General features: G+C 66.5%; 19 protein-coding genes and 2 pseudogenes. 10 read left to right on the forward strand and 11 right to left on the reverse strand.

Going from position 1 to position 19752, the window contains the following annotated elements:
- Nucleotides 1–21 precede the first annotated feature (21 nt).
- On the reverse strand, nucleotides 22–462 hold the full coding sequence (locus tag DKL51_RS20300) for a hypothetical protein (protein ID WP_109966261.1): 441 nt from the start codon (nucleotides 460–462) through the stop codon (nucleotides 22–24).
- 146 nt (nucleotides 463–608) lie between these two features.
- Between DKL51_RS20300 and DKL51_RS20305 the strand changes: the two genes are divergently transcribed.
- The 4 genes and pseudogenes from DKL51_RS20305 to DKL51_RS35050 all read left to right on the forward strand — a co-directional run bounded on the left by DKL51_RS20305 (nucleotide 609) and on the right by DKL51_RS35050 (nucleotide 2240).
- The gene (locus tag DKL51_RS20305; protein WP_123809794.1) at nucleotides 609–833 is read left to right on the forward strand and encodes a hypothetical protein; all 225 of its coding nucleotides are present in this window, start codon (nucleotides 609–611) and stop codon (nucleotides 831–833) included.
- Nucleotides 833–1672, forward strand: a complete 840-nt coding sequence (locus DKL51_RS20310) for a hypothetical protein (protein WP_109966263.1) — start codon at nucleotides 833–835, stop codon at nucleotides 1670–1672. Before DKL51_RS20305 ends, DKL51_RS20310 begins: the two co-directional genes overlap by 1 nt.
- Nucleotides 1651–2067 (forward strand): annotated as a pseudogene (locus DKL51_RS20315) (transposase); the annotation flags it as partial. The gene DKL51_RS20310 and the pseudogene DKL51_RS20315, both read left to right, overlap by 22 nt.
- Nucleotides 2064–2240 carry a hypothetical protein gene (locus tag DKL51_RS35050; RefSeq protein WP_165824563.1) on the forward strand — a complete coding sequence of 59 codons (177 nt, stop codon included), beginning with the start codon at nucleotides 2064–2066 and terminating at the stop codon, nucleotides 2238–2240. The pseudogene DKL51_RS20315 and the gene DKL51_RS35050, both read left to right, overlap by 4 nt.
- 151 nt (nucleotides 2241–2391) lie before the next feature.
- Here DKL51_RS35050 and DKL51_RS20320 read toward each other — a convergent pair whose 3' ends face one another.
- Together DKL51_RS20320 and DKL51_RS20325 are read right to left on the reverse strand one after the other, a co-directional pair.
- A complete protein-coding gene (locus DKL51_RS20320; protein ID WP_207786367.1) occupies nucleotides 2392–4194 on the reverse strand; it encodes an FAD-dependent oxidoreductase in 1803 nt (600 codons plus the stop codon).
- Between the two features lie 592 nt (nucleotides 4195–4786).
- The gene (locus tag DKL51_RS20325; RefSeq protein ID WP_165824585.1) at nucleotides 4787–7282 is read right to left on the reverse strand and encodes a glycogen debranching N-terminal domain-containing protein; all 2496 of its coding nucleotides are present in this window, start codon (nucleotides 7280–7282) and stop codon (nucleotides 4787–4789) included.
- Between the two features lie 864 nt (nucleotides 7283–8146).
- Here DKL51_RS20325 and DKL51_RS20330 point away from each other — a divergent pair.
- Together DKL51_RS20330 and DKL51_RS20335 are read left to right on the forward strand one after the other, a co-directional pair.
- Nucleotides 8147–8710: a TetR/AcrR family transcriptional regulator gene (locus DKL51_RS20330; protein WP_109966266.1), complete on the forward strand. Its 564-nt coding sequence runs from the start codon at nucleotides 8147–8149 to the stop codon at nucleotides 8708–8710.
- Nucleotides 8711–8724: 14 nt separating this feature from the next.
- Nucleotides 8725–9372 (forward strand): hypothetical protein, encoded by a 648-nt coding sequence (locus DKL51_RS20335; protein WP_109966326.1) that lies wholly within the window; start codon nucleotides 8725–8727, stop codon nucleotides 9370–9372.
- A gap of 315 nt (nucleotides 9373–9687) precedes the next feature.
- On the opposite strand, the gene DKL51_RS37210 is transcribed toward DKL51_RS20335, so the two are convergent.
- The 5 genes and pseudogenes from DKL51_RS37210 to DKL51_RS37215 all read right to left on the reverse strand — a co-directional run.
- On the reverse strand, nucleotides 9688–10248 hold the full coding sequence (locus DKL51_RS37210; protein ID WP_109966267.1) for a DoxX family protein: 561 nt from the start codon (nucleotides 10246–10248) through the stop codon (nucleotides 9688–9690).
- Nucleotides 10249–10368: 120 nt separating this feature from the next.
- Nucleotides 10369–10821 (reverse strand): ester cyclase, encoded by a 453-nt coding sequence (locus tag DKL51_RS20345; RefSeq protein ID WP_109966268.1) that lies wholly within the window; start codon nucleotides 10819–10821, stop codon nucleotides 10369–10371.
- A gap of 382 nt (nucleotides 10822–11203) precedes the next feature.
- A complete protein-coding gene (locus DKL51_RS20350) occupies nucleotides 11204–12118 on the reverse strand; it encodes an NAD-dependent epimerase/dehydratase family protein (RefSeq protein WP_109966269.1) in 915 nt (304 codons plus the stop codon).
- Nucleotides 12119–12220: 102 nt separating this feature from the next.
- Nucleotides 12221–12553 (reverse strand): hypothetical protein, encoded by a 333-nt coding sequence (locus DKL51_RS35820; RefSeq protein ID WP_260428592.1) that lies wholly within the window; start codon nucleotides 12551–12553, stop codon nucleotides 12221–12223.
- Nucleotides 12554–12594: 41 nt separating this feature from the next.
- A pseudogene (locus DKL51_RS37215) lies at nucleotides 12595–12690 on the reverse strand (hypothetical protein); the annotation flags it as partial.
- 119 nt (nucleotides 12691–12809) lie between these two features.
- On the opposite strand from DKL51_RS37215, the gene DKL51_RS20360 reads away from it, so the two are divergent.
- The 4 genes from DKL51_RS20360 to DKL51_RS20375 all read left to right on the forward strand — a co-directional run bounded on the left by DKL51_RS20360 (nucleotide 12810) and on the right by DKL51_RS20375 (nucleotide 15706).
- Nucleotides 12810–13433, forward strand: a complete 624-nt coding sequence (locus DKL51_RS20360; RefSeq protein ID WP_109966270.1) for a TetR/AcrR family transcriptional regulator — start codon at nucleotides 12810–12812, stop codon at nucleotides 13431–13433.
- 182 nt (nucleotides 13434–13615) lie between these two features.
- Nucleotides 13616–13918 (forward strand): hypothetical protein, encoded by a 303-nt coding sequence (locus DKL51_RS20365; RefSeq protein ID WP_123809795.1) that lies wholly within the window; start codon nucleotides 13616–13618, stop codon nucleotides 13916–13918.
- Nucleotides 13915–14799: a CPBP family intramembrane glutamic endopeptidase gene (locus DKL51_RS20370; protein WP_109966271.1), complete on the forward strand. Its 885-nt coding sequence runs from the start codon at nucleotides 13915–13917 to the stop codon at nucleotides 14797–14799. Before DKL51_RS20365 ends, DKL51_RS20370 begins: the two co-directional genes overlap by 4 nt.
- A 592-nt stretch (nucleotides 14800–15391) precedes the next feature.
- Nucleotides 15392–15706: a Rossmann-fold NAD(P)-binding domain-containing protein gene (locus DKL51_RS20375; RefSeq protein WP_185734857.1), complete on the forward strand. Its 315-nt coding sequence runs from the start codon at nucleotides 15392–15394 to the stop codon at nucleotides 15704–15706.
- A 422-nt stretch (nucleotides 15707–16128) separates the two neighbouring features.
- Here DKL51_RS20375 and DKL51_RS20380 read toward each other — a convergent pair whose 3' ends face one another.
- From DKL51_RS20380 to DKL51_RS20390, 3 genes are read right to left on the reverse strand one after another with little or no spacing between them, the layout of a single operon-like run.
- Nucleotides 16129–17055: a 3-carboxyethylcatechol 2,3-dioxygenase gene (locus tag DKL51_RS20380; RefSeq protein ID WP_207786371.1), complete on the reverse strand. Its 927-nt coding sequence runs from the start codon at nucleotides 17053–17055 to the stop codon at nucleotides 16129–16131.
- Entirely contained in the window at nucleotides 17030–18751 is a 1722-nt protein-coding gene (gene mhpA / locus DKL51_RS20385; protein WP_185734858.1) for a bifunctional 3-(3-hydroxy-phenyl)propionate/3-hydroxycinnamic acid hydroxylase MhpA, read from the reverse strand. Before mhpA ends, DKL51_RS20380 begins: the two co-directional genes overlap by 26 nt.
- A 25-nt stretch (nucleotides 18752–18776) precedes the next feature.
- Nucleotides 18777–19640: an alpha/beta fold hydrolase gene (locus DKL51_RS20390; RefSeq protein WP_109966274.1), complete on the reverse strand. Its 864-nt coding sequence runs from the start codon at nucleotides 19638–19640 to the stop codon at nucleotides 18777–18779.
- Between the last annotated feature and the right edge of the window lie 112 nt (nucleotides 19641–19752).

A 19752-nucleotide genomic window follows, 5' to 3' on the forward strand; every position in this document is an offset into this window, starting at 1 on the left:
TGCGACTTGGTTCCGCCAAGGTTAAGGTCGTCTTCTGCCTAGCACAATCGCTTGCTTTGAGATTTCGCAGGGAAGAATATGCTCGAGCTCGACCTCGTAACAGGCAAGGTGACGGCTGCGCCAGGAAACCCGGCGGGGCCAGCCACCGCAGCAGACACGCCAGGTGGCCCTGGACGTCGCACGCCTGGCTGGTTTGGCCGGGCTGACCGTCCGCTGCACTCCGGAGAGCATCCGGCCTTCGATGTAGTGGGTCGTCGAGTAGGTGTAGGGGCTGTTCGCCGTGCTGCCGTTCGGGTCGGCCTCGGCCCAGGTGCCGTTGAACTCGGAAATGGACCCGTCGACCGGTGCGGTGTCGCCGACCTGCGCCGTGTAGAGGTGGTCGAAGCTGCCGCAGATGAGGGCTACGCCGCCTTGCAGCAGGCCCTGCGCTGTCGCCTGGGTGTAGTCGACCGCCGCGTACATCGGGACAGACCAGGGCAATCCTCAACTTCACGGCCTTGGTACCAGTGAGGCTCCGCCTCGGACCGCCGAGGTGGGTGGCTGGGCTGGTCGGACCGCTGGTGGTGGGCGCATCCTGGCATTCGTAGGCGTGGATGCGGAGGTTGGTCATGGCCTCACGTCTAACGAGAACGAATGCGGTCACGGTCAACGACGTGCTCGACGGGCAGAAGCTGCTGGAGATCGACTGCCTGGACCGGGTCTACCTCACCATGTCCGTGCCGAACCTGGTCGTGGGCGGCCAGGTGGTCAGCTTCCTCAACCAGCACGAGGGCAAGCCGGTGCCGTCTCCCGCGCTGCTGGAACGCCGTGGGCAAGCTTCCGCCGGGCGGTGATGGCCTTCGCCGAGGCCAACGACATCCCGGTCCTCAACTTCACCGGCAGAAAGGAGAGGACCCGGCCGGGTGTCCTGGCGGACAGCCCATGGCCGGAACCCAAGATCGACCAGGTGATGCCGTTGATGCGCAAAGCCGCGGCCACCGGCCGTTCCCAGGTCGTCGCGATCGGCGTGGCGCAGGAGTACCAGCGCGTGTTCATCGGGACCAAGTCCGCCACCGACACCGGAGCCGTGTGGTTCTCGTACCAGCGCGTCGACCGGCGGGTCACCTGCTACTACTTCTACCTGTGGGACACCGACTTCGGGCCGGCGTTCATCAAGATCTGCGCCTACTTCCCCTACCCGGGAAAGATCTGGTTCAACGGGCGCGAGTGGGCCAAACGCCAAGCCACCAAGGCCGGCATCAGCTTCCGTGAACTGTCCAACGGCTTCGCCGCCTGCGACGACCCCACCGGTTTGCAAGGCATCTGTGATCGGCTCGGACCCGGCACCATCACCGTGTTCACCGAACGCTGGTGGGCCCGCCTACCACTACCGTTCACCACCCGTGATCGGGCGGCCGGCTACTGGTGGGACATCTCCATGCGCCAGATCGAGGTCGCCAAGACCATCGTGTTCACCGCACCCCGCCACGCCCGCGCCTTCTTCGAAGCCCTCGCCGCGGACAACCTCGACATCGGCCGCCTCGACAACATGGAGATCATCTTTAACCGGCAGATCCGCTCCACCACCAGAGGCGTGTTCCGCACCGCCATCGACCGCGACAACGACGGCGTCGTGGTCAACGCCTTCTACCGACACTCACGGATCAAGGGGCCGTGGTCGCGCTCGGGTTGATCATCGCGGTGGTGGTCACCGCCGCGTCGGTCACCGACAACGCGATCGGCGTGCAACTGCTGGACGAGGTCGTGGCGCACACCCCTTCGGTGACCAAGGCGTGGGTGGATGCTGGGTTCAAAGATGACGTGGCGATCCACGGCGCGGTGCGCGGTATCGACGTCGAGCAGGTCAAGCGTGCCGACACCGCGGCCGGGTTCGTGCCGGACAAGCGCCGGTGGGTGGTGGAACAGACCAACGGCACGCTGATGCTGCACCGCCGGCTGACCCGCGAGTACGAGAGCCGCCCCGCCTCCTCGGTGTCGCGCACCTTGTGGGCGTCCACGGCGAACCTGGTCCGCCGGCTGACCGGCACCACCACCCCATCCTGGCGCGACCCCGGACGCCAGGCGTGACCAAGCCGTCGATCCACGATCTGATCACCGAACGCGAGACGGCCGCCGGCATGACGGCCGAGCGGATCCGCGAGCAGATCGCCACACTCACCGCACAGCTCACCGCAGCCGAGACCGAACTGGCCGAACTCGCGACCACCCGCAAGACGCTACTCAACCTGGCCGTGGATTAGAGGTCCTGCTCGTGGGGCTATGCGGATGGCGCTGGCGAGGCGAGGGTGAAGAGACCCACAACGGGCATAGACTCCCGAACCACCCTCTGAAGACAACAAAATCGAGGGCGGCTGCGGCTGCGAGGATAGCGGGTCAAAGGTCAAGAACAGGTCAAGAACGAGATGGCTCAGGAGTCATCCTGCGCTGGGCTGCCTCCAGTCCCGCTAGGTAGCCAAACACCAGCCCCAGCGAGATCGTCCCTCCGGCACCCCCGTAGAACCCCTTCGTTGGTGCGCCTCCTGCGTTGCCGGCGGCGTACAGGCCCGGGATGACCTTGCCATCGGTGTCCAGCGCGTGCCCGTGTGCGTCAGTCTTCAGGCCACCCACCGTGCCGAGCGCGCTGGCCTCAACCTTGAGCGCGTAGTACGGGGAGGTGTTGATGGGTCCTAGGACGCTTGACCTCGGGCTCTTCAAGACAGGTCGGATGATCTTCGCCAAGGGCCCGACCACGAGGGAGCGCAGGTGTTCGGGGTCATTCTTCTTCGCCGCACGTGCCGCGAGCTTGTTCACGATCGGTCCGATCGCCGCTGCGATGCCCCTCCGTGCCTTTGCGGTGGCGGCGGGGAACCGCGCGTCGGGCGAGTACTTGCCCAGCCGGGGATAGAAGGCGCCGAAGTAGCGGTCGAACAAGGTGTCACCGCGGTTGAACTGCGGGTCGCGAGCTCGTGCGGCCTCGGGATTGAACCGGTCGACGGTGCGGAGCAGCCCCACCTCGTCGACCCCGATCTTGGCCGCCAGCTCTGACAGGGTGTCGGCGCGGTGGAGGAAGTCGGGCACCTCTCCGCCCGGCGTGACGCCGAAAATCCCGTACTTCGTCCAGTAGTTCTGGTCGAAGATCAGCCACGCCGTGGCATTGGGCATGGTGCCCGTCGCCGGGTCGACCTCTCGCATGATCTTCCCGAACTGGTCGTACGCCGTCGCCTCGTTCGCGAAGCGCTCACCCTTGCTGTTCACCATGATGCTGTGCGGCAGCGCTCGCTCGCCGAGGAACACACGGCTGAGTGGGCGGCCCTCCAGTTCTTCACCGGGCAACTGGACCCCGGGCATCCACCAGGCATCCTCCATGCCGGTCAGATCAGCGCCCACCTCCCGGGCCAACTGCACCGCGATGCCGTCATGGCCCTTGGGGGAGACCTGGACCCCGAAGGGCGCGCCGAGGTGGGTCTTGGTCATCTCGGTCGAGCTCTCGAAGCCGCCGCTGGCTAGCAGGACCCCCCTGGTGGCGCGCACCGTGTGCTCAACGCCATCAGCCCGTACAACAACCCCCCGCACCCTCGACTCATCGAAGAGGAGTCGGGTCGCGGGTGTCTCGACGCGTACGTCGACACCATTGCGCAGGCCAGCCTCGATCAGAGCTCCGACCAATGCCGGTCCGGCGAGCCAGACGTCCTTAATGCCGATCCCAGCCAGCAGCCAGAACGGGAGCGGGTTCTTGGCCATGCCAGTCGTCAGAGCCGGTCGCACGAACCTCGCGGCCTCCCCCAGTCCTTCCGGGGAGTACGGGCCGGGGAAGAGTGACCGACCGACGGACGCCCCGTCGATGTCGGAGCGATAGTCCGGCCAGATCGTCGGGATCCACCCAAAGGAAGTGTGCTCTTCGATGAACCTGGCGACGTGGGGTCCGGTTTCCAGGAACTTCTCCACCAGGTCGTGGTCGAGTACCTGATCGCGACCTTCGCCGTAGATGTAGCGCCGAGCCTGGTCCAGGTCGTCGTTCACCTTCAGGGCCTCGGTCGAGAAGCCGTGGTTGGGGATCCACGCGGCACCCGCAGAGATCCCGGTGGCGCCCCCAACGATCTCCCGGGACTCGACGACAAGGACTCGTGCGCCCTCCTTGGCGGCGGTGAGTGCCGCCATCAGGCCTGCACCGCCGGACCCGACTATCGCCACGTCCACCTTGTCGGGGATGCCCATCTGGGACACGGTCCCGATGGAGCCACGGTGCTGGGTCGAACTGTTAACCACGATGTCCTCCGTATGATCAATTTCGGTCATGCCCTTCCCAAATGAGAGGGGATGGGACTCTGAGCATGTGGTTGAAGATTCAACTCGCGTCATGCGGCGATCAGCTCGCCCCGCGAACGGCGGTCCCTCGTCGCCGTCCTTGACGGCGTTCTCTAGGGATTCAGGCGACGTGGAACCGCAACCGACACGCAGCCCTTTGCCGCGGCCAACGGAGAGGCCTAGCGCATACCCGACCATCCCATAGGCCAAGGCCCGGCGTGCGCCTTACAGCCGCGCTCAACTGATTCCTCGAGCGGCGAGACAGCGTGCTCGATCAAAAGTGCCTCCCATGGGCGTCTGCTCTGGTGCAACCCGTGCATGCCGAGTCGTGGCCAGATGCCGCGATTCGTTGAGATTCGAACCAGCATCATCCCGCCGGGTGTGACGCCAGCACGCCCGCATTCGTCGGCCGCAACTGGCCGACGCGCACCTCCGTTTCCGCGCCGGGTTCGCCTACGTCGACGCGACCACCACCGACGGGGACACCATGCGGCTGTGCCGGCTACGGTTCACCGGCGTCCTGAACACCTGGGACTTCGCGATCAGCCGCGCCGAGCTCCTTGAGTCGGCTGCGTCCGAAGGCGTCCGCGGGGCCCCAGCGACCGGGGATGTCGAGCAATTCGATCCGGCCGATTGTCCTGGGTAGCGCGGGCTTGATCACCAGGTGGTCGTCATGTGATTCGAGGCCGAGCATGGTACGCAGGAACAGCAGCACCGCGCCGGCTGACCAGGCCTGGGGGCTGCAGGCGGTCGGGTATTGAACAGGATATTTCGTTAGTTCCCGGTCGTAGCCGGCAAACGCTTCGGGCAGTCGTCCGCGGAAGTATTGCGCAGCATCAATGACCCTCTCCGCGATGCGTCCGGCCTCCTCGGCAAAGCCGTAGCGGCGCAAGCCCCAAGCGATGAACGAGTTGTCGAACGGCCAGACGGTGCCCACGTGGTAGCCGACGGGGTTGTAGCGTCCGGCGTCGGTGGCCAGGGTGCGTACGCCCCAACCGGAGAACAGTTTCGGCCCGAGTAAGTGGTTCGCTAGCTGTTTGGCCCGGTCTGGTGGGACGATGCCGCTCCACAGTAGGTGCCCGATGTTGGAGGCGAGGGCGTCGACCTGCCGGCCATCGGGGTCGAGGGCCAGCGCGTAGTATTCGCCGTCCTCGATCCAAAAGTCACGGTTGAACCGTTCCTTGAGGTCGGCGGCTTCGCGTTCAAGTTGCTCTGCGTAGCCAGGGTCGTTCCAGAACTGGCGGGCCAGCCGGGCGGCGCGGCGTTTCGCGTCGTACGCGTAGCCTTGTAACTCGCACGTCGCCCGAGGTAGTGGGGGCAGGCGGCCGTCATGATATGAGATCGAATCCCAGGAATCCTTCCAGCACTGATTCTCCAGGCCGTTCGTGGTGTTCCGCCGCTGGTACCAGATGTAGCCGTTGCCTAGTGCGTCGGCGTACGTGTCGATCCAGGTGAGACAGCCCCGTGCCTCCGGCTCGAGCCGGCGTATCAGTGAGTCGTCGCCCGTCCAACGCTCATACTCGTCCAGGAGCACCAGCCAGAGCGGCGTAGCGTCGGCGGTGCCGTAGTACGGCGAGTGCGGCTGCTCCTCGAACGCCGACGATTCGCCGAACCGCAGTTCGTGGAAGACCTTCCCTGGTTCTTCGTCGCGGAAGTCGTCCAGTTTCCTACCGACCCCGATGGCAAGCGCGCGTAGCGTCGTAGCGGCGAGGTCCGGCGTGAACGGCAGCGCTTGCAGACTGGTCAGGATGCTGTCACGGCCGAAGGTTGTCATGAACCACGGCAGGCCGGCGGCCGGCAGGGTTTGCCCTCCGACAGTCATCGGCCGGTACTGCAGCGCGGCGAGATCAACGAGACTGCGGTGGTACGTCATCGTGAGGGGCTGGTAATCACTCCTCAGTTTCGGCGCCTGGTCCAGCCAACTGTCCAAGACCTGCCGCATCTCTCGTTTGCCGCGAGGGCCCTTACCCTGCAGCGTCGCCCGAATGTCGCGGCCATCGTGGCCGAGCGCCGCCAGGTGCAGTCTGGTTGTCCAGGAGCCTTGCCGTTCAAGGTGGACGTCGAAGGTCAGGCCCTGTTCGTCGATCTGAGCCAGCTCGGTGGATGAGATCACCGCTTCGCGGCGGAAGCTTTCCCGCTCATAGCCCAGCCGCAAGTGCCCGTTCTCGACCAGCGTGTAATGCCTCCCCCTCTTTCGTTGTGCGTCTTTGATCTCGAACAGATCGGCGAAGTCACTGCCAACGTCCACCCGCACCTGTAGGTCCACCGGCTTGTTCTCGTGGTTGAGAACGGTCAGCTGCTCGTCGAAGCTGCCCCCGATCGAACGCTGACGGATCACCGATACCTTGGCGTCGATGTAGTGCGTCGGCGCGCCGGGGACCAGAAAGAACCGGGTTTCGAAGTACTGCAGGTCGTCGACGGAAAGCGCGTGCAGTCGTTGGCCGTTGATGCTCAGACGCCAGGTTGACAGGTAGCGGGTGTCGAATGAGAAGAGCCCGGTCGGGAAGGTGGGTGAAGCCTCGATATCGCCGCGGCCGTCACTGACCAGGAACGTGTTTCCGTCCAGGATGCTGACGAGTTCCTCCGCTATGGCAGTCGCTTCCTCGTCGCCGGCTTCGGCCGGCTCCGGCGTCGGCGCCGGGGCAGTACGGACGTGTCGGGGATCACGCGCGCCAGTGGGCCCGGGAGATAGCCGCTCGAAGAGGCGCAGCAGGGTCAGATCCCCCCGGATCGTGACCTGGTTCCTCAACCACGCCGTTACCGGGCTCGTCTCGCCCGTGACAACTCGGTCGAACACTGCCTTGTCGATCTGGACGACGCAGTCGGCGTCACGGCTATCCCGTGACACGCTGAGGTCCCCGTCCTCGATCTCGACAAACCAGTGGTCGATGCGACGCGCATGCGCGATGTCGAAGCGGATGGTGCCGCTGACCCTCTCCAAACGAGGTTCGTGCCTCCGCCGGCCCAGCCGGTCAAAGAATTCACCCGTCGGATCCATAGAGCCTGTCTCCGTATCGATGCCGCGCCTGGCGCATGGCATAATCGGAGTAGCCAGACTCGTCGGCCTTTAACCTTCGACTGCCGAGGCGATGGCGATCGGAGTGCTGTCGACGCTCCGCGCCCACCAGATCCCCCGTGCCCGAACGGAAGTCGGATGCCCTCGCCCGGCTCCTGTGCCAGACCGACCCCGCGGTAACGCGTCCCGGCGTCGACGGCCGTCGGCCATGAGCGGTTGGCGAGCAACCAGGTCAGCCGGACGGGGCTGAGGCATCGCCGGGCGTGGCGCAATGTGCCGCCTCGTCGGCCGGCCGCTCGCGGTCACGCCGCGGGAGCCGGTCGAGCAGGTCGTTCAAGGTCTCGTCGCTGGTGTAGTCGGCGAAGACGCGCTCGAGGTTGCGTACGTGAATCTTGGCCGCCTCTTCGAGCTTCTGCCGGCCGGCCCGGTGAGGGCGGCGAAGCTGACCCGCCGAACCCGACCAGGGGCATGACACCCTGATCGACGCGGACGACGTTGCCCAGCGCGGCGAAGGTGGTCCACGCGAACCAGAGCAGGGCCAGGATCAGGAGGCTCTTCACCAACGCGGTCGGGGTGAGGTTGGCTCGTCCGGGTCTCGGGTCCTCGGGCCGCTGGCCTGACAATTGCACCCGCCGCGGCGGCGGGGCTCACCGCAATCTGCATCGGGCTGCGGCACCAAAGCTGCGCGACACCGTCGGCGTCGGAGCCCTGGTCGCGGGAACCTTTGGCGTGACGGAGCCGCCATGACCAGCGCGTTAACGGCCTCGGCTATTAGGCGTATCTTTGTGGCTATGTGGATTAGCCCAGCCGTCTCCCAGACCCGCTCCGGCGGCCGGGCGTACGATCATGCCTAGGGCCGGGCTGTCCACCGCGGCCGTCGTCGACGCGGCTCTCGACCTCATCGATGATCGGGGCCTGAATGCCCTGACCTTGGCCGCGGTCGCCGAACGCACCGGAGTCGCCGCGCCCTCGCTGTACAAGCACGTCGGCAGCCTCGCTCAGCTGCGGACACTGATGGCCGTACGGATCATGGAAGAACTGACCGAACGCTCTACCAGCGCGTTGGTCGGCCGCAGCGGCGACGACGCCGTCGCCGCTCTGATGCGCACCTATCGTCGCTATGCGGTCGACCATCCGGCCCGTCACGCCGCGATGCCGCCGGATCCACTGCACGACCCGGCCCTGGCGAGCGCCGGCACCCGGCTGCTGGAGATCTTCCTCGCGGTGCTGCGTGGCTACGGACTCGAAGGCGAGGCCGCCATCCACGCCACCCGCTGCCTGCGGGCGATCGTTCACGGCTTCGCCTCGATCGAGGCGGCCGGCGGCTTCGGCCTGCCCGAGGACCTGGACACCACCCACGAGCAACTGATCCACATGTTCACCGCAAGCCTGCCCCGCACCTCATCTTGAAGCTGGAGAACCCGATGCCCACCTGCCCCGCCCGCACCCGGCTCGGCGCCCTCGCTCTCGCTGTCGCCGGCGTCCTGTTCGCCCTCTACCCGGCGACCCGGCCGTGGCACGACGAATCAACAGTCGACGGCGCGACCCGGGCGATGAGTTCGGACTGGTGGGTCGCGTCGCACGTGTTCGCCATGATCGGATTCATCCTGGTGGCGCTGGGTCTGCTCGCCGTACGCGACGCGGTCAGGCACACCCGCGCCGAGCGGCTCGCCTTCGTCGCCGTCGTGACCGGTTGGATCGGCGTGGGACTGGTCCTGCCCTACTACGGCGCCGAGGACTTCGGCCTGCACGCGATCGCCAGCAGGTACGCCGCAGGCCAGCCTCTCGACCTGCTCGACCTGGTCGACACGGTCCGATACAACCCCGTCGCGATCACGACGTTCGGGATCGGCCTCATCTCGCTCGGAGTATCGGCCGTCCTGACCGCCGTCGCGGTCTGGCGCTCGGGGGTGCTGCCGCGCGCCAGCGGCATCCTCTTCGCACTCGGCTTCGCCCTCTTCCTTCCGCAGTTCTCCACGCCCGCAGCCGTCCGGGTCGCACATGGCCTGCTCGTCGCGGTCGGATCGGCCTGGCTGGCGCTGGCACTGTGGCGGGCGAGGGCTGATTCCTGACGTTACGGCACTGGGCAGCCCGGTGAAGGTGACCGCCTGCCCGTCCTGCCGCCTTTCTCCCCGCTGGCGCTGGCGACCCTGCTCCCCTCGGACAGCGTGACGATCACAGTCCAGTCCTGTGCCGCGGCGCTGCCCTCGTTGTCGAATCCCCCGCACCCGAGTAGCCCAGCGCCTGCGTCGACACGGTCTCGTAGCGGGCAGTCAAGGCAGGAGCCGGCAACGCAACCGAGGCGACGCACGCGAGGGCTTCACTGTGGGGTGCGCCTCGGGCGGGGATGCCGCCGGTGGCGGTCCGCGTGGGGCGGGTGGACAGACTCACCTGGGATGAGCGGCTCGTGGCGGATGCGGCGGTCGGCCCGGGCGGCGGGTCCGGTCCGGCCCCGCTACCGCCACACCGGCACTGATACGAGCGGCAGCCGTGAAGCACGTGCTCTGCGGCTGCCGCTCGTATCCCTGATCCTGCCGCCCACGCCGACGGGCAGTGTCGTGGTAGGAGCAGAGCAATCGCGCGACTGTCACCCACCCAGCAGGTCGTTCACGCTCAGACCGCAGCAGGCTCGGACGCCCGACGTCCGCGCCTCCGGACAGCCGAGGCGCGATGAGCCGGTCCAGACTGAAACGTCCTGCGCCGACCGCGGCGAGCAGGAGAGCCGTTGCGCCGAGCGCGAGCACAAGTTCGAACCCATTGGCATTCACGAAGATCCCGTTGCCGACGTGGACGATGAGGAAGGCACCGAGCATGTCGAGCGCGAGGAGCAGTCCAGACACGGGTACCGCGAGCCCGACCACCAGGGCGATGCCACCAGCAAGTTCGACAGGCGCCGCGAACCAGGCGCTCGTGCCGACCTGCTCACCTTCGCCGCATTCGAGGAGCATGACTCCCCGCCGTTAGCCGTCGCCCGGCGCTGACAAGGTCCAATCAACGGCATCGGTAGCTGACCTGGCTGCGGCGGGCCGGCCTCGGCGCGGAACGCGAGCGGGATCTGCGCGAGCCGATCAGGCCAACCCGATCTGCTTCATGAACGTGGTCAGGTCATAGAAGAGATTCTCCTCGACGATCTTGGCGTCGACCCAGCGAGCGACAGTGCAGAAGTCAACCTCGAAGGACTTGCCGGTCGGCGGGATCTCCTTGCCGTCCGGGCCCACCATCGGCCCGGTCATAGTGCCGGTCCAGCGCGCGATCGAGCAGGTCCACTCGCCCGAGGCGAAGAGCACCTTGTACGGCCGGTTGTCCAGGTGCTGATCGGGGAACGCCCGGAAGACCTGGATCGACTCGGTCTCGTGGTTGTGCTGGCCGTGCGTCTCCGGCTTGCCCGGCCACCGCACCACCACGTTCTCGTGGTGGCGGCTGTTGAACGTCGCGAGGTCCTGGGCGTTCCAGGAGTCGTCGAGGGTCTGCATAAGTTCCATGTTTCGCTGCTCGGTGGTTACCGCCTGCTTGACGCCCATCGTGTCCGACCTCCGGCCTGCATCAGTCGCCAACTACTGTCAGTTACCAGGCGCTACACAGGGGATGCTAGGCCGTTTCGCGCGCCCGCCGACGGGTTTGCCAGCTTTGGCGTCGGCCGGGGCTCCGACGGCTCGGACCAGAGCGCCTCGCCGGGAAGGGTCGTCCGGCTATAGGCTAGAGGACCCCGAGACCGGGACGGCCTTGCCGCCGTCACATCACAGCTGAACTGGTGCTTCTTGGGTACTGCTGGGCGTCGTTGGTCATCTTGATCGGCATTTGGCGGCCGAGGTCGTGGGCCGGACTTGCCACCGACAGGCATGCGGTGCGGTGGCGGCGCCGTGGGTTGTGCGGCCGTCCCGGCGGGAACCACCTCGGCGGCCGTCACCTGCGCAGCGATGCGGCGGTGGCGCGCAGCACCTCATCGAGCGGGGTCGGTTGGATGCCGAACGTCCGGGTGGTGAGTGTTGAGTCGAGGATGAATGGTCTGTAGAACTGGTAACGCGTTGTTCGCAGCTCCCGGACCAGCGGGGAGAACAGCCCGACCGTCCAGATGACTGGGTACGGAATGGAGGTCAGCTCCGGCGCAGGCGCACCCGCGACCTGGGTGAACCGCCCAGCCAGCTCACGGATGGTCACCGGCGGGTTCGTCGGAACAGCCCAGGCCCGGCCCCAGGCCCGCTCGTCACTCGCCACGGCGACCAGCGTCTTCGCCACGTCGGCAACCGACGTCCAGCTGTGCGGCACGTCCAGCGGTGCCGGCACGTACGCTCGCCTGCCAGCCAGCAGCGGCTTGGCCACCGCAATGCTGAATAGGGAATTCGCCTCGATGTAGTCACTGGCCCGCACCTCGGTGGCACGGATCCGGCCGGCCTCGTGCCGCCCCAGCGCGTCCCGCCACATGTCCGCCCGCAGCCGCAGCTTCGGATGGGTCGGCGACAACGGCGTCGACTCATCCATTGGTCCGGTAACCGGGCCGTACCCGTAGAGGTTGTTCGCTGTGGCGAGCACAGCGCCGCTGCGTTCGGCGGCGGCCAGCAGCGCGGACACCAGTGGGGGCCAATCGGTCAACCAGCGGTGGTACGGCGGGTTGGCGCAGTTGTACACGGCGGCAGCGGTGTCGGCCAACGCGCTGAGGCGCTCCACGTCGGTTGCGTCCATGGCGACCCGCTCAATAGCCGGGTGCTCGGGGCCCCTCCCCCGGCGGCTCACGATGCGCACCGCCTCACCCCGCTCGGCAAGCAGCCGCGCGGTAGCCGTTCCCACCGGACCGGCACCGACAATCACGTGCAGGGACATCCACTCCGCTCCTCCAGCGAGCGCCCCGGACGACCACCCGGGCCCCGGGTTCTCTCTGAGACGATAACGGCCGCAGACCCGTGGCGTAGCCTGCTAACCGGGTCAGGTCCGGTCCTCCCGCTTCGGGTCGATCAACACCTTGACGTGCTCGCTCCGGCCCGAATCGAGTTCCTCGAGAATGTCCTTCAGCGATGACAGGCCGAAGGTGCCGCTGTGCAGTGACGCCACGTCGATTCGACCCGCGGCAATCGCCTGCATGGCGCCGACGAAGTCCTCGTGGTTGTAGGCCAGTGACCCGATCACCGTCAGTTCGCGGCTCTGCCAATCGCCGTAGCTGACGCTCGAGTTCTCCAGCGGATAGCCGAGCAACGCGAGCGTCGCGCCCCGGCGCACCAGCTCCGCCGACGGCTGGAACAGCGATGGAACCCGATGCACTCGTAGACCACGTCGGCACCCAGCCCTCGCGTGAGCTCGTCCAGCACGCTCCGGAGCTCGGCGGGCTCGACCACATGGGTGAATCCGAGCCTGGCGGCCACCGCACGACGGGCCGGCGAGGGCTCAGAGATGATCATCGACCCAGCTCTGGCGGGGCAACCTCAATGATTGACCGACGGTCGGTCGAGAGGTATGGTTGCAAGTGACCGACGGTCGGTCGATCGCCCGTACCGGACGACTTGGAGGTAGGGGACGCATGACGAGAGTCGTCAAGAAGCCTGAGGTACGTAGGGCTGACATCGTCGAAGCCGCCCGCGACCTGTTCGGGGCCAATGGCTTTGAAGGCACCACGATGCACGACCTTATGCGGGAGCTAAATGTCGCCAAGGGCACCATCTACCACTATTTCAAGTCCAAAGAAGAGTTGCTCGAAGCCGTCATCAACAACATCGCCGATGAGTCGATCAAGCGCATGGAGTTCATCGTCGATGAGACCACCGGTGACGCGCTCACCAAGATCCGTGCACTGGTTTCGGCGGGGCGCGTCGCCGATAACAACCAGGACCTGATGCAGCAGCTTCACCGTTCCACGAACGCTGGGATGCATGCTCGGCTGCTGGCCGTCGTCCTACAGCAGCAGGCGGCGCTGTACGCCAAGCTGTTTCAGCAGGGCCACGACGAAGGGCTGTTCCAGTTGGCGGCACCGCCGCTGGAAACGGCGGAGTTCATTCTTACCTCGATTCAGTTCCTGACCGACGAGGGCATATTTCCCTGGACTGGTGAGACCCTGCTCAGAAGGGCCCAGGCATTCCCTTCCCTCGTCGAGAAGCAGCTGGGTGCCAGGCCCGGATCCTTCGATTTCCTCTTCCCCCGAATGTGAGGTGCAAGTTCGTCAATGCTTACCGGACACAAGTACCAGCCGTTCCGCTTGTTCCTTGCGATATATCTCGTGACCTGGGGATCCTGATTCGCCGCTGCGCATCTCAGCTATCAACCGGGAGCAGGGAGCGGGTATTTCGCACTGCTGCTTCCCGGCCTGGTCGCGCCATTCGCAACCGCGACGTGAATGATACTGTCTCCAACTCACCGGACCTCAAGAAGACCTTCCGTAAACGCCTGTTCAATTTTCGCCTGATCCGGCCGTCCTCGCTGATCCCCATCGTGGTCATCATGCCTGTCGTCGTAGTGGTCGCAACGCTGCTTTCCCTGCCGTTCGAACAATCGATTGACCGGCTGAAGTTCGCGGATGGCTTCTCGTTCTCGGTTGGAGTGGCCCCCAACCCGGAGGCGACCCTGAGGTTTCCCGGAGCTAACCCTGCAAGCCATGACGATTTCTACGCAGTAGAGAAAGGATGCGGGTCATGACCTACACGGCACAACCCACCCGGCCTGATAAGACGCGTCGCGCGCCGGAGCTAAAGAACGTCAGCCGCTACCGCCACCCCCTCGCCTTCTACGTCCTCGCCACCGCCATCCCGTGGGCGCTGTGGTTCACCGCCGCCTGGCTGTCGCACCAGCCCGATCCCAGCCAGGTCACCCTCGCCGTCATGGCCGGCCTCAGCCTGGCCGGTCTCGCCGCCCCGGTCGTCGTGGCGATCTGGTTCATCCGCAAGGACGGGCTCACCCGCGACGTCCTCACTCGCCTGGTCGCGCCGCGCGGCACCCGCGCCTGGGTCTGGTTGGCGGCCGTCGCCCTGCTCCCCGCTTCCCTGCTCGTCGCCACCGCGCTCTCCATCCCATTCGGCTACGACGCCTCGCAGTTCGAGCTCCGCAACGGATTCTCGTTCGCGTCGGGCCTGATTCCGGCGTGGATCACGCTCACCCTGGCCCCCGTCCTGGAGGAGGTTGCCTGGCACACCTACGGGACGGATGCGCTCGTGTCCCGGATGAAAGTCCTGTGGGCGTCGCTGGTGTTCGGTGTCGTCTGGGTGCTGTGGCATGTGCCGCTCGGTTTCATCAAGGGCTACTACCAGGCGGAGGTCGTCGAGGAGGGCCTGATCCACACCCTCAACCTCGCAGCCTCGCTGATTCCGTTCGTCATCCTGATGAACTGGCTCTACTACCGCTCCGGCCGCAGCGTCCTCGTCGCGATCGTCTTCCACCTCGCCGCCAACTTCGGCAACGAACTCTTCCTCACGCACCCGGACACCAAGGTGATCCAGACCGTCCTGCTGCTGGTGCTGTCCGTCGTCGTGGTCTGGCGCGATCGGGAGCTGTTCCTGACACCTCCCGGACGCCGCGCGTGACCCCCGGGCCGCCAGGTCCTCGGCCGCCCTCAGCTAACCTCGGTCTTTCGCTAACTGTTGATCAAGGCCGTTGAGATGGCTGGTTGTTCCTTTGGCTGGTTGTTCCGGGTCGTGGGTATGCCGGTGGCCTGGCGCGGTGGCCGGGTTCCTCCGGGTGCTCGTGGTGGCGGGATGTGGGTTCAGGTGGTGGGTCGGGGTAACGCGGTCAGGCGGCCGGACGCGGCGGCGAGAACGGCGGCCCAGGCCCAGTGTTCGACGATGCGTAGGTGGGTACGGCGGGCGGAGCGTGTGATCCGGACTGGTACGTGGAGCAGCGGTAACGCAGCTTCGGGGGCGAGTGGCAGATCTCCGTCGTCGACGGTGTCACCCTGGGGCACCGGGGCCGGCCGGCGAGGCCGGCCTACCAGCCCTTCGGTGACGGCGAGAAGTGGGAGGCAGCAGCTGACGAGGACGCCGACGAGCTGATCCGGCGATCGGCGGCGCGATAGGGCTACCCCTAATCGAAACCGGGCCCCTGATGGAAGCGCGGCAGTCAGGTTGCCACCGCCCGGCAGAACGGGTACGCCGCATACGTCGGCGAGGGTGCCAACCGGTGGCCGTGCACACGCTCGACGCGGCCCGCCTCTACCGGCTCGCCCTCGAGAAAGCACCGGCCGGTTCGCGCCTGCACGCAGTCGACGACGAAGGAGTCCCCTTCAAGCAAATCGCCACTGCCGTCGGCCGCAACCTCGGCATCCCGGTCCGAAGCATCAGCCCCGACGAGGCGGGCGACTGCTTCGGCTTCCTCGGGTCATTCGCGCAGATGGACAATCCGGCGTCGTCGGCGATCACCCGCGAACTACTCGGCTGGACCCCCGCCCACCCCGGCCGCGCACGCACACCGTTGCCCTCTCAGCTGCCCGTGTAGTGTCGGTCGGCTACCGGCGAGGGCGACAGGACATGAGAGGGCCGCAGCGCGGGCCGATCGTCATCGGGCGTCTTTTCGGCGAGACGGGCGTGGCGATCAGCGCTCGGCTTCCGGCCAGACTGAGCTGGTCGCCCCGATGTTCGACGGGATACCGCCGGGGAAGAAGGTTTCCAGGGCGTTGAGAGCCTGCTTCCCGGAGTACTACCAGTGTTCGGCCATGTCCGTCGCCAGCGTCGCTCCCCCCGCTCGGCGCCAAGTCAAGCCTGCCCCCGGTATGCGCCGAGGGTGAGCCATCCGCCGGTCGGGGGCTAATGACGGCGCCGGTGACGAATAGGGTCGCCTCGATGAGGGCGGCAAGGCACGGAGGAAACGACGTTCTGCAAGTGGAGGTGGCGCAGCTACGACGGCGATGCTGCAGGAGCTCACCGGGCAGTCATGAGGCCGAACCCGGCAATGAACTCGGGGATTGGACGGTAGAAGCTCGTCTCGACCCGGTACGGACCGGCGGCACGCAGGGCGCTGAATGCGGCCAGCCACGTGCGTACCTCATGCGCACTGTTGCCGGCGTCTGCCGCCATCTGGTCCGGGGTGAAGGCGTCGATCTGCTCGAGGTCCGCGGTGGCGCAGTTCGTCATGAACGACCGGTCCCATGCAGGATTGAGGTCTCGGATGTCGGCCTCGCCGGTGGCGAACTGCCTGGCTGTTTCGATGACCCGCTGCTGGCGCGCGTCCCGGGCGGCGGCGGTGGGGTGCCTGCCGTTCAGCAACATCGCCTTCTGCTGGTCGGTGGCGGTTGCCCACTGCGGGACGGGCGGGTCGTGCGAGAGACCACCGGAGCCGATCACCAGGACACGCTCGTCGAGCGTGGCGAGGTACTCGCCGACCGCTGTGCCCATCTGCCGGATTCTGCGCATCGAGGTGAAGGGCTTCGCGACGCCGTTGACGAAGATCGGAACCACCGGTTTCGCGGCGATGTGGCCGAACAGGATCTCCAGGGGTTGCACGGCACCGTGGTCGATCTCCATCCGGCGTGAGATCGCCATGTCTATGTCGCGGTCGAGTACTGCCTGGGACAGAGCTTCCGCAACCGGGATCGGGACGTCCAGCGGGCCGGACTGCGTGCCGTAGTCACCAACCGCCACTGCCTCGTAGCCCAGGCAGAACGGCGGCATCAGCTCGTAGAAGAAGCCGTTGTAGTGGTCCGGCGCGAAGGAGACGATGAGGGTCGGGTCGTAATCCTTCACGAAGCCGCGCGCGCTATTGAAGGCGTCGTCGACGGCGGCTCGGACGTCGGCTGGCGGGTCGCTGAACTCCAGCAGCGGGCTATGCGACATGCAGACCAGTGCCACTGACATTCTCTGCTCCCTTCTCTTTGGCGGACATCGCGATCAGGACGGCCCGGAGGGTGGCCGGGATCTCCTGGCCGAGGCATGCTGCCGCGACGAACCGGTCGGGGCGGAGGAAGACGGCACCGATCGGGCGGTTGTCGAACCACTGCTTCAACCGCCCGTGGGCGTCACCCACGACGGTCACCGGCACCGGCGAGGCGGCATACTCCTTTTCCGCCCACTCCCGCTGGGTCTCCGGGACGAACGCCACCAGGTGGATGCGGTGCCTCTGCACCTGCTCAAGGTCGGCCTGCGAGAGATGCCGGGCGGGGCTGTTGCCGTAGGCGGCCAGCGTCCACCAGTTGCCGATCACGTCGTCGAGGAGGACGTCGCGTTCTCCGGCGATGTTGACGCGAGGCTGAATGAACTGCACCCCCACCGGTGATTTCTTAGCCGGGGCGTCGACCATCGGCAGGTACCGCTGGGCGATCTCGAGTGCCGCGGAGCCGGGGGTGCGGAGGCTGTGGTCGACGACGACGCCCCGGGCGTAGCGGGGCATCGGCTTGAACCGAAGCTCGGTGAACCAGCTCTTGATCGAGGGAACCAGGTTGAGGGCGTTCGCGACGAGGTCGCGGATCCGGCCTTGCACCGGGCCGCACTTCATGATGGTGCCGGCCGTCATGTTGATGTCGATCATCGCCTTGGCGTGCTCGCGACGCTCCACGTCGTACGTGTCGAGAAGCGCGTCGCTGCACAGTCCGGCCAGCACCGATGTGAGCTTCCAGGCGAGGTTCGTAGCGTCACGGATGCCGGAGTTCCAGCCCTGGCCGAGCCAGACCGGCATCAGGTGCGCGGCATCGCCGGCGATCATCACACGGCCGTTGCGGAAGCTGCTCGCGATGCGGCCGTGGTGGGTGTACACCCGCTGGCCGATGACGTCGAGCGCGCGCGGGTCGGGCACGTGGTCGGCGAGAATCCGGTACAGGAAGGCTCGGTCTTCGACGAGCTCGGCCGACTCGTGGTCGAACAGCATGAACTCCCAGCGGCGGATCGCGTGCGGTAGCCCGATCGAGACGTAGGGTCGGCGCGGATCCGCTCCGAGGTAGACGTTCGGGGTGCCGAGCGGGTCGTTGTTGACGTCGATCACCAGCCAGCGGGTGGAGGGCGACAGGCCCTCGAACTCCATGCCCATCCACTCGCGGGTGAAGGAACGGCCGCCCTCGGCGCCGACGAGATACCTGGCGCGGATCTGTCGCACGCGCTCCTCGCCCTGCACCTTCACCTCGACGAGCACGTGGTCGCCGAGGTCGGTGATGCCGACCAGCTCGTGCCCAAAGTGCATGTCCACGTGCTCGAACCGGTCGAGGCCCGCGTGCAGCTCCCGGTCGACAAGTGGTTGCACGAAGCCGTGCTTGCGCGGCCAACCGAACTCGTCGGTGCGCGGATTGTTCTCGACGAGCACCTGTCCCTTGCCGTTGACCAGGCGGGCGATGTGCTGCGGCACGGTGTGTTGGGCAACCTGGTCGACGAGGCCCATGACCTGGATCGTGCGATACGACTCGTCGTCGAGACCCACGCCTCGGGGGTAGTCGATGAGCTCCGTGCGCGCCTCGATGAGCGTTGCCCGCTGGCCGTACACACCTAGCAGGTTCGCCAGGGTGAGGCCGACCGGTCCGGCTCCGACGACGAGGACGTCAGTGTCTACCGCGGTGGTCATGATCGTGCTCCTTCGCAGAGACCGCTCAGCGGCCGAGCAGGAAGTCCAGGTGGATGCGGTTGAACTCCGCTGTCTGCTCGTACTGAGGCCAGTGACCGGCGTTCTCGATGACCGCGAGGCGCCCGTTGGGGATCAGGTCGGCGATGCGGCGGCCCTCGTCGACCGGGCCGGAGGGGTCCTTGGTCGTCCAGATGACCAGCGCCTCTGCCTTGATCGCCCGCAGGTCGTCGTCGCTGAGCATGTTGCGCTTGCGGGTCTCGAGGTCTTGCAGCGCCATGTTCATCTGGCAGGCCATCTTCCAGTCGGGCTGCTGGAAGATCTGCTGCCGCGTCTTGATCAGGTCGTCGGTCACCATCGCCGGATCGGCCATCAGCCATTCGAGTCGGGCCTTTACCCGCTCCCAGCTCGGGTCGTTCGCGGCCTCGGTGGACAGGGTGAGAAGACGCTCCATCACCTTCGGGTTGGCCATGGTGCCGCCCATCGTGTTGAGCGCGATCCGCTCCACCTTCTCGGGGTACAGCTGGGCGAACCTGGCGGTGACCCAACCACCCAGCGACTCTCCGGAGATGTAGGCCGTCGGCGCACCCAGGGTTTCCATCACCTGGCGGATCTGATCGATGTAGTGCTCGATCTCGAGCGGGTGTTCCGGCTTGGCGGAGTAGCCGTGGCCGATGAAGTCGATGGCGTAGGTGTTGAAGTGCTGGCCGTGGGCCTGGAGGTTGCGGACGTAGGCCTCGGCGTGGCCGGTGATGCCGTGCAGCAGGAGCAGCAGCGGCTTTGAGTCGTCTCCGGTGTGCAGGTAACGGGTGCGATAGGGACCGGCCTGGAGGAATCCCTGGCTGAACTTCACCTGGTTGAGGTCGGACCACACGCTGGTGAACTCGGCCATCCCAGCCCCCTGTCTCATCTATCGCTCTAGTCAATGCGTTATTTACACAACCATTGTGGCCCTGGACACGCCGGTCTTGTCAAGGGAAGGCCGCGCCTTTCTCGCCGGGTGC

The organism is Micromonospora globispora, from assembly GCF_003857015.1.
Classification (GTDB): domain Bacteria; phylum Actinomycetota; class Actinomycetes; order Mycobacteriales; family Micromonosporaceae; genus Micromonospora; species Micromonospora globispora.

Coding starts and splice junctions, on each gene's coding strand:
- DKL51_RS20300 (WP_109966261.1), bottom strand. CDS start 462: ATGTACGCGGCGGTCGACTACACCCAGGCGACAGCGCAGGGCCTGCTG.
- DKL51_RS20305 (WP_123809794.1), top strand. CDS start 609: ATGGCCTCACGTCTAACGAGAACGAATGCGGTCACGGTCAACGACGTG.
- DKL51_RS20310 (WP_109966263.1), top strand. CDS start 833: ATGGCCTTCGCCGAGGCCAACGACATCCCGGTCCTCAACTTCACCGGC.
- DKL51_RS20320 (WP_207786367.1), bottom strand. CDS start 4,194: ATGGGCATCCCCGACAAGGTGGACGTGGCGATAGTCGGGTCCGGCGGT.
- DKL51_RS20325 (WP_165824585.1), bottom strand. CDS start 7,282: ATGGATCCGACGGGTGAATTCTTTGACCGGCTGGGCCGGCGGAGGCAC.
- DKL51_RS20330 (WP_109966266.1), top strand. CDS start 8,147: ATGCCTAGGGCCGGGCTGTCCACCGCGGCCGTCGTCGACGCGGCTCTC.
- DKL51_RS20335 (WP_109966326.1), top strand. CDS start 8,725: ATGCCCACCTGCCCCGCCCGCACCCGGCTCGGCGCCCTCGCTCTCGCT.
- DKL51_RS37210 (WP_109966267.1), bottom strand. CDS start 10,248: ATGCTCCTCGAATGCGGCGAAGGTGAGCAGGTCGGCACGAGCGCCTGG.
- DKL51_RS20345 (WP_109966268.1), bottom strand. CDS start 10,821: ATGGGCGTCAAGCAGGCGGTAACCACCGAGCAGCGAAACATGGAACTT.
- DKL51_RS20350 (WP_109966269.1), bottom strand. CDS start 12,118: ATGTCCCTGCACGTGATTGTCGGTGCCGGTCCGGTGGGAACGGCTACC.
- DKL51_RS20360 (WP_109966270.1), top strand. CDS start 12,810: ATGACGAGAGTCGTCAAGAAGCCTGAGGTACGTAGGGCTGACATCGTC.
- DKL51_RS20370 (WP_109966271.1), top strand. CDS start 13,915: ATGACCTACACGGCACAACCCACCCGGCCTGATAAGACGCGTCGCGCG.
- mhpA (WP_185734858.1), bottom strand. CDS start 18,751: ATGACCACCGCGGTAGACACTGACGTCCTCGTCGTCGGAGCCGGACCG.
- DKL51_RS20390 (WP_109966274.1), bottom strand. CDS start 19,640: ATGGCCGAGTTCACCAGCGTGTGGTCCGACCTCAACCAGGTGAAGTTC.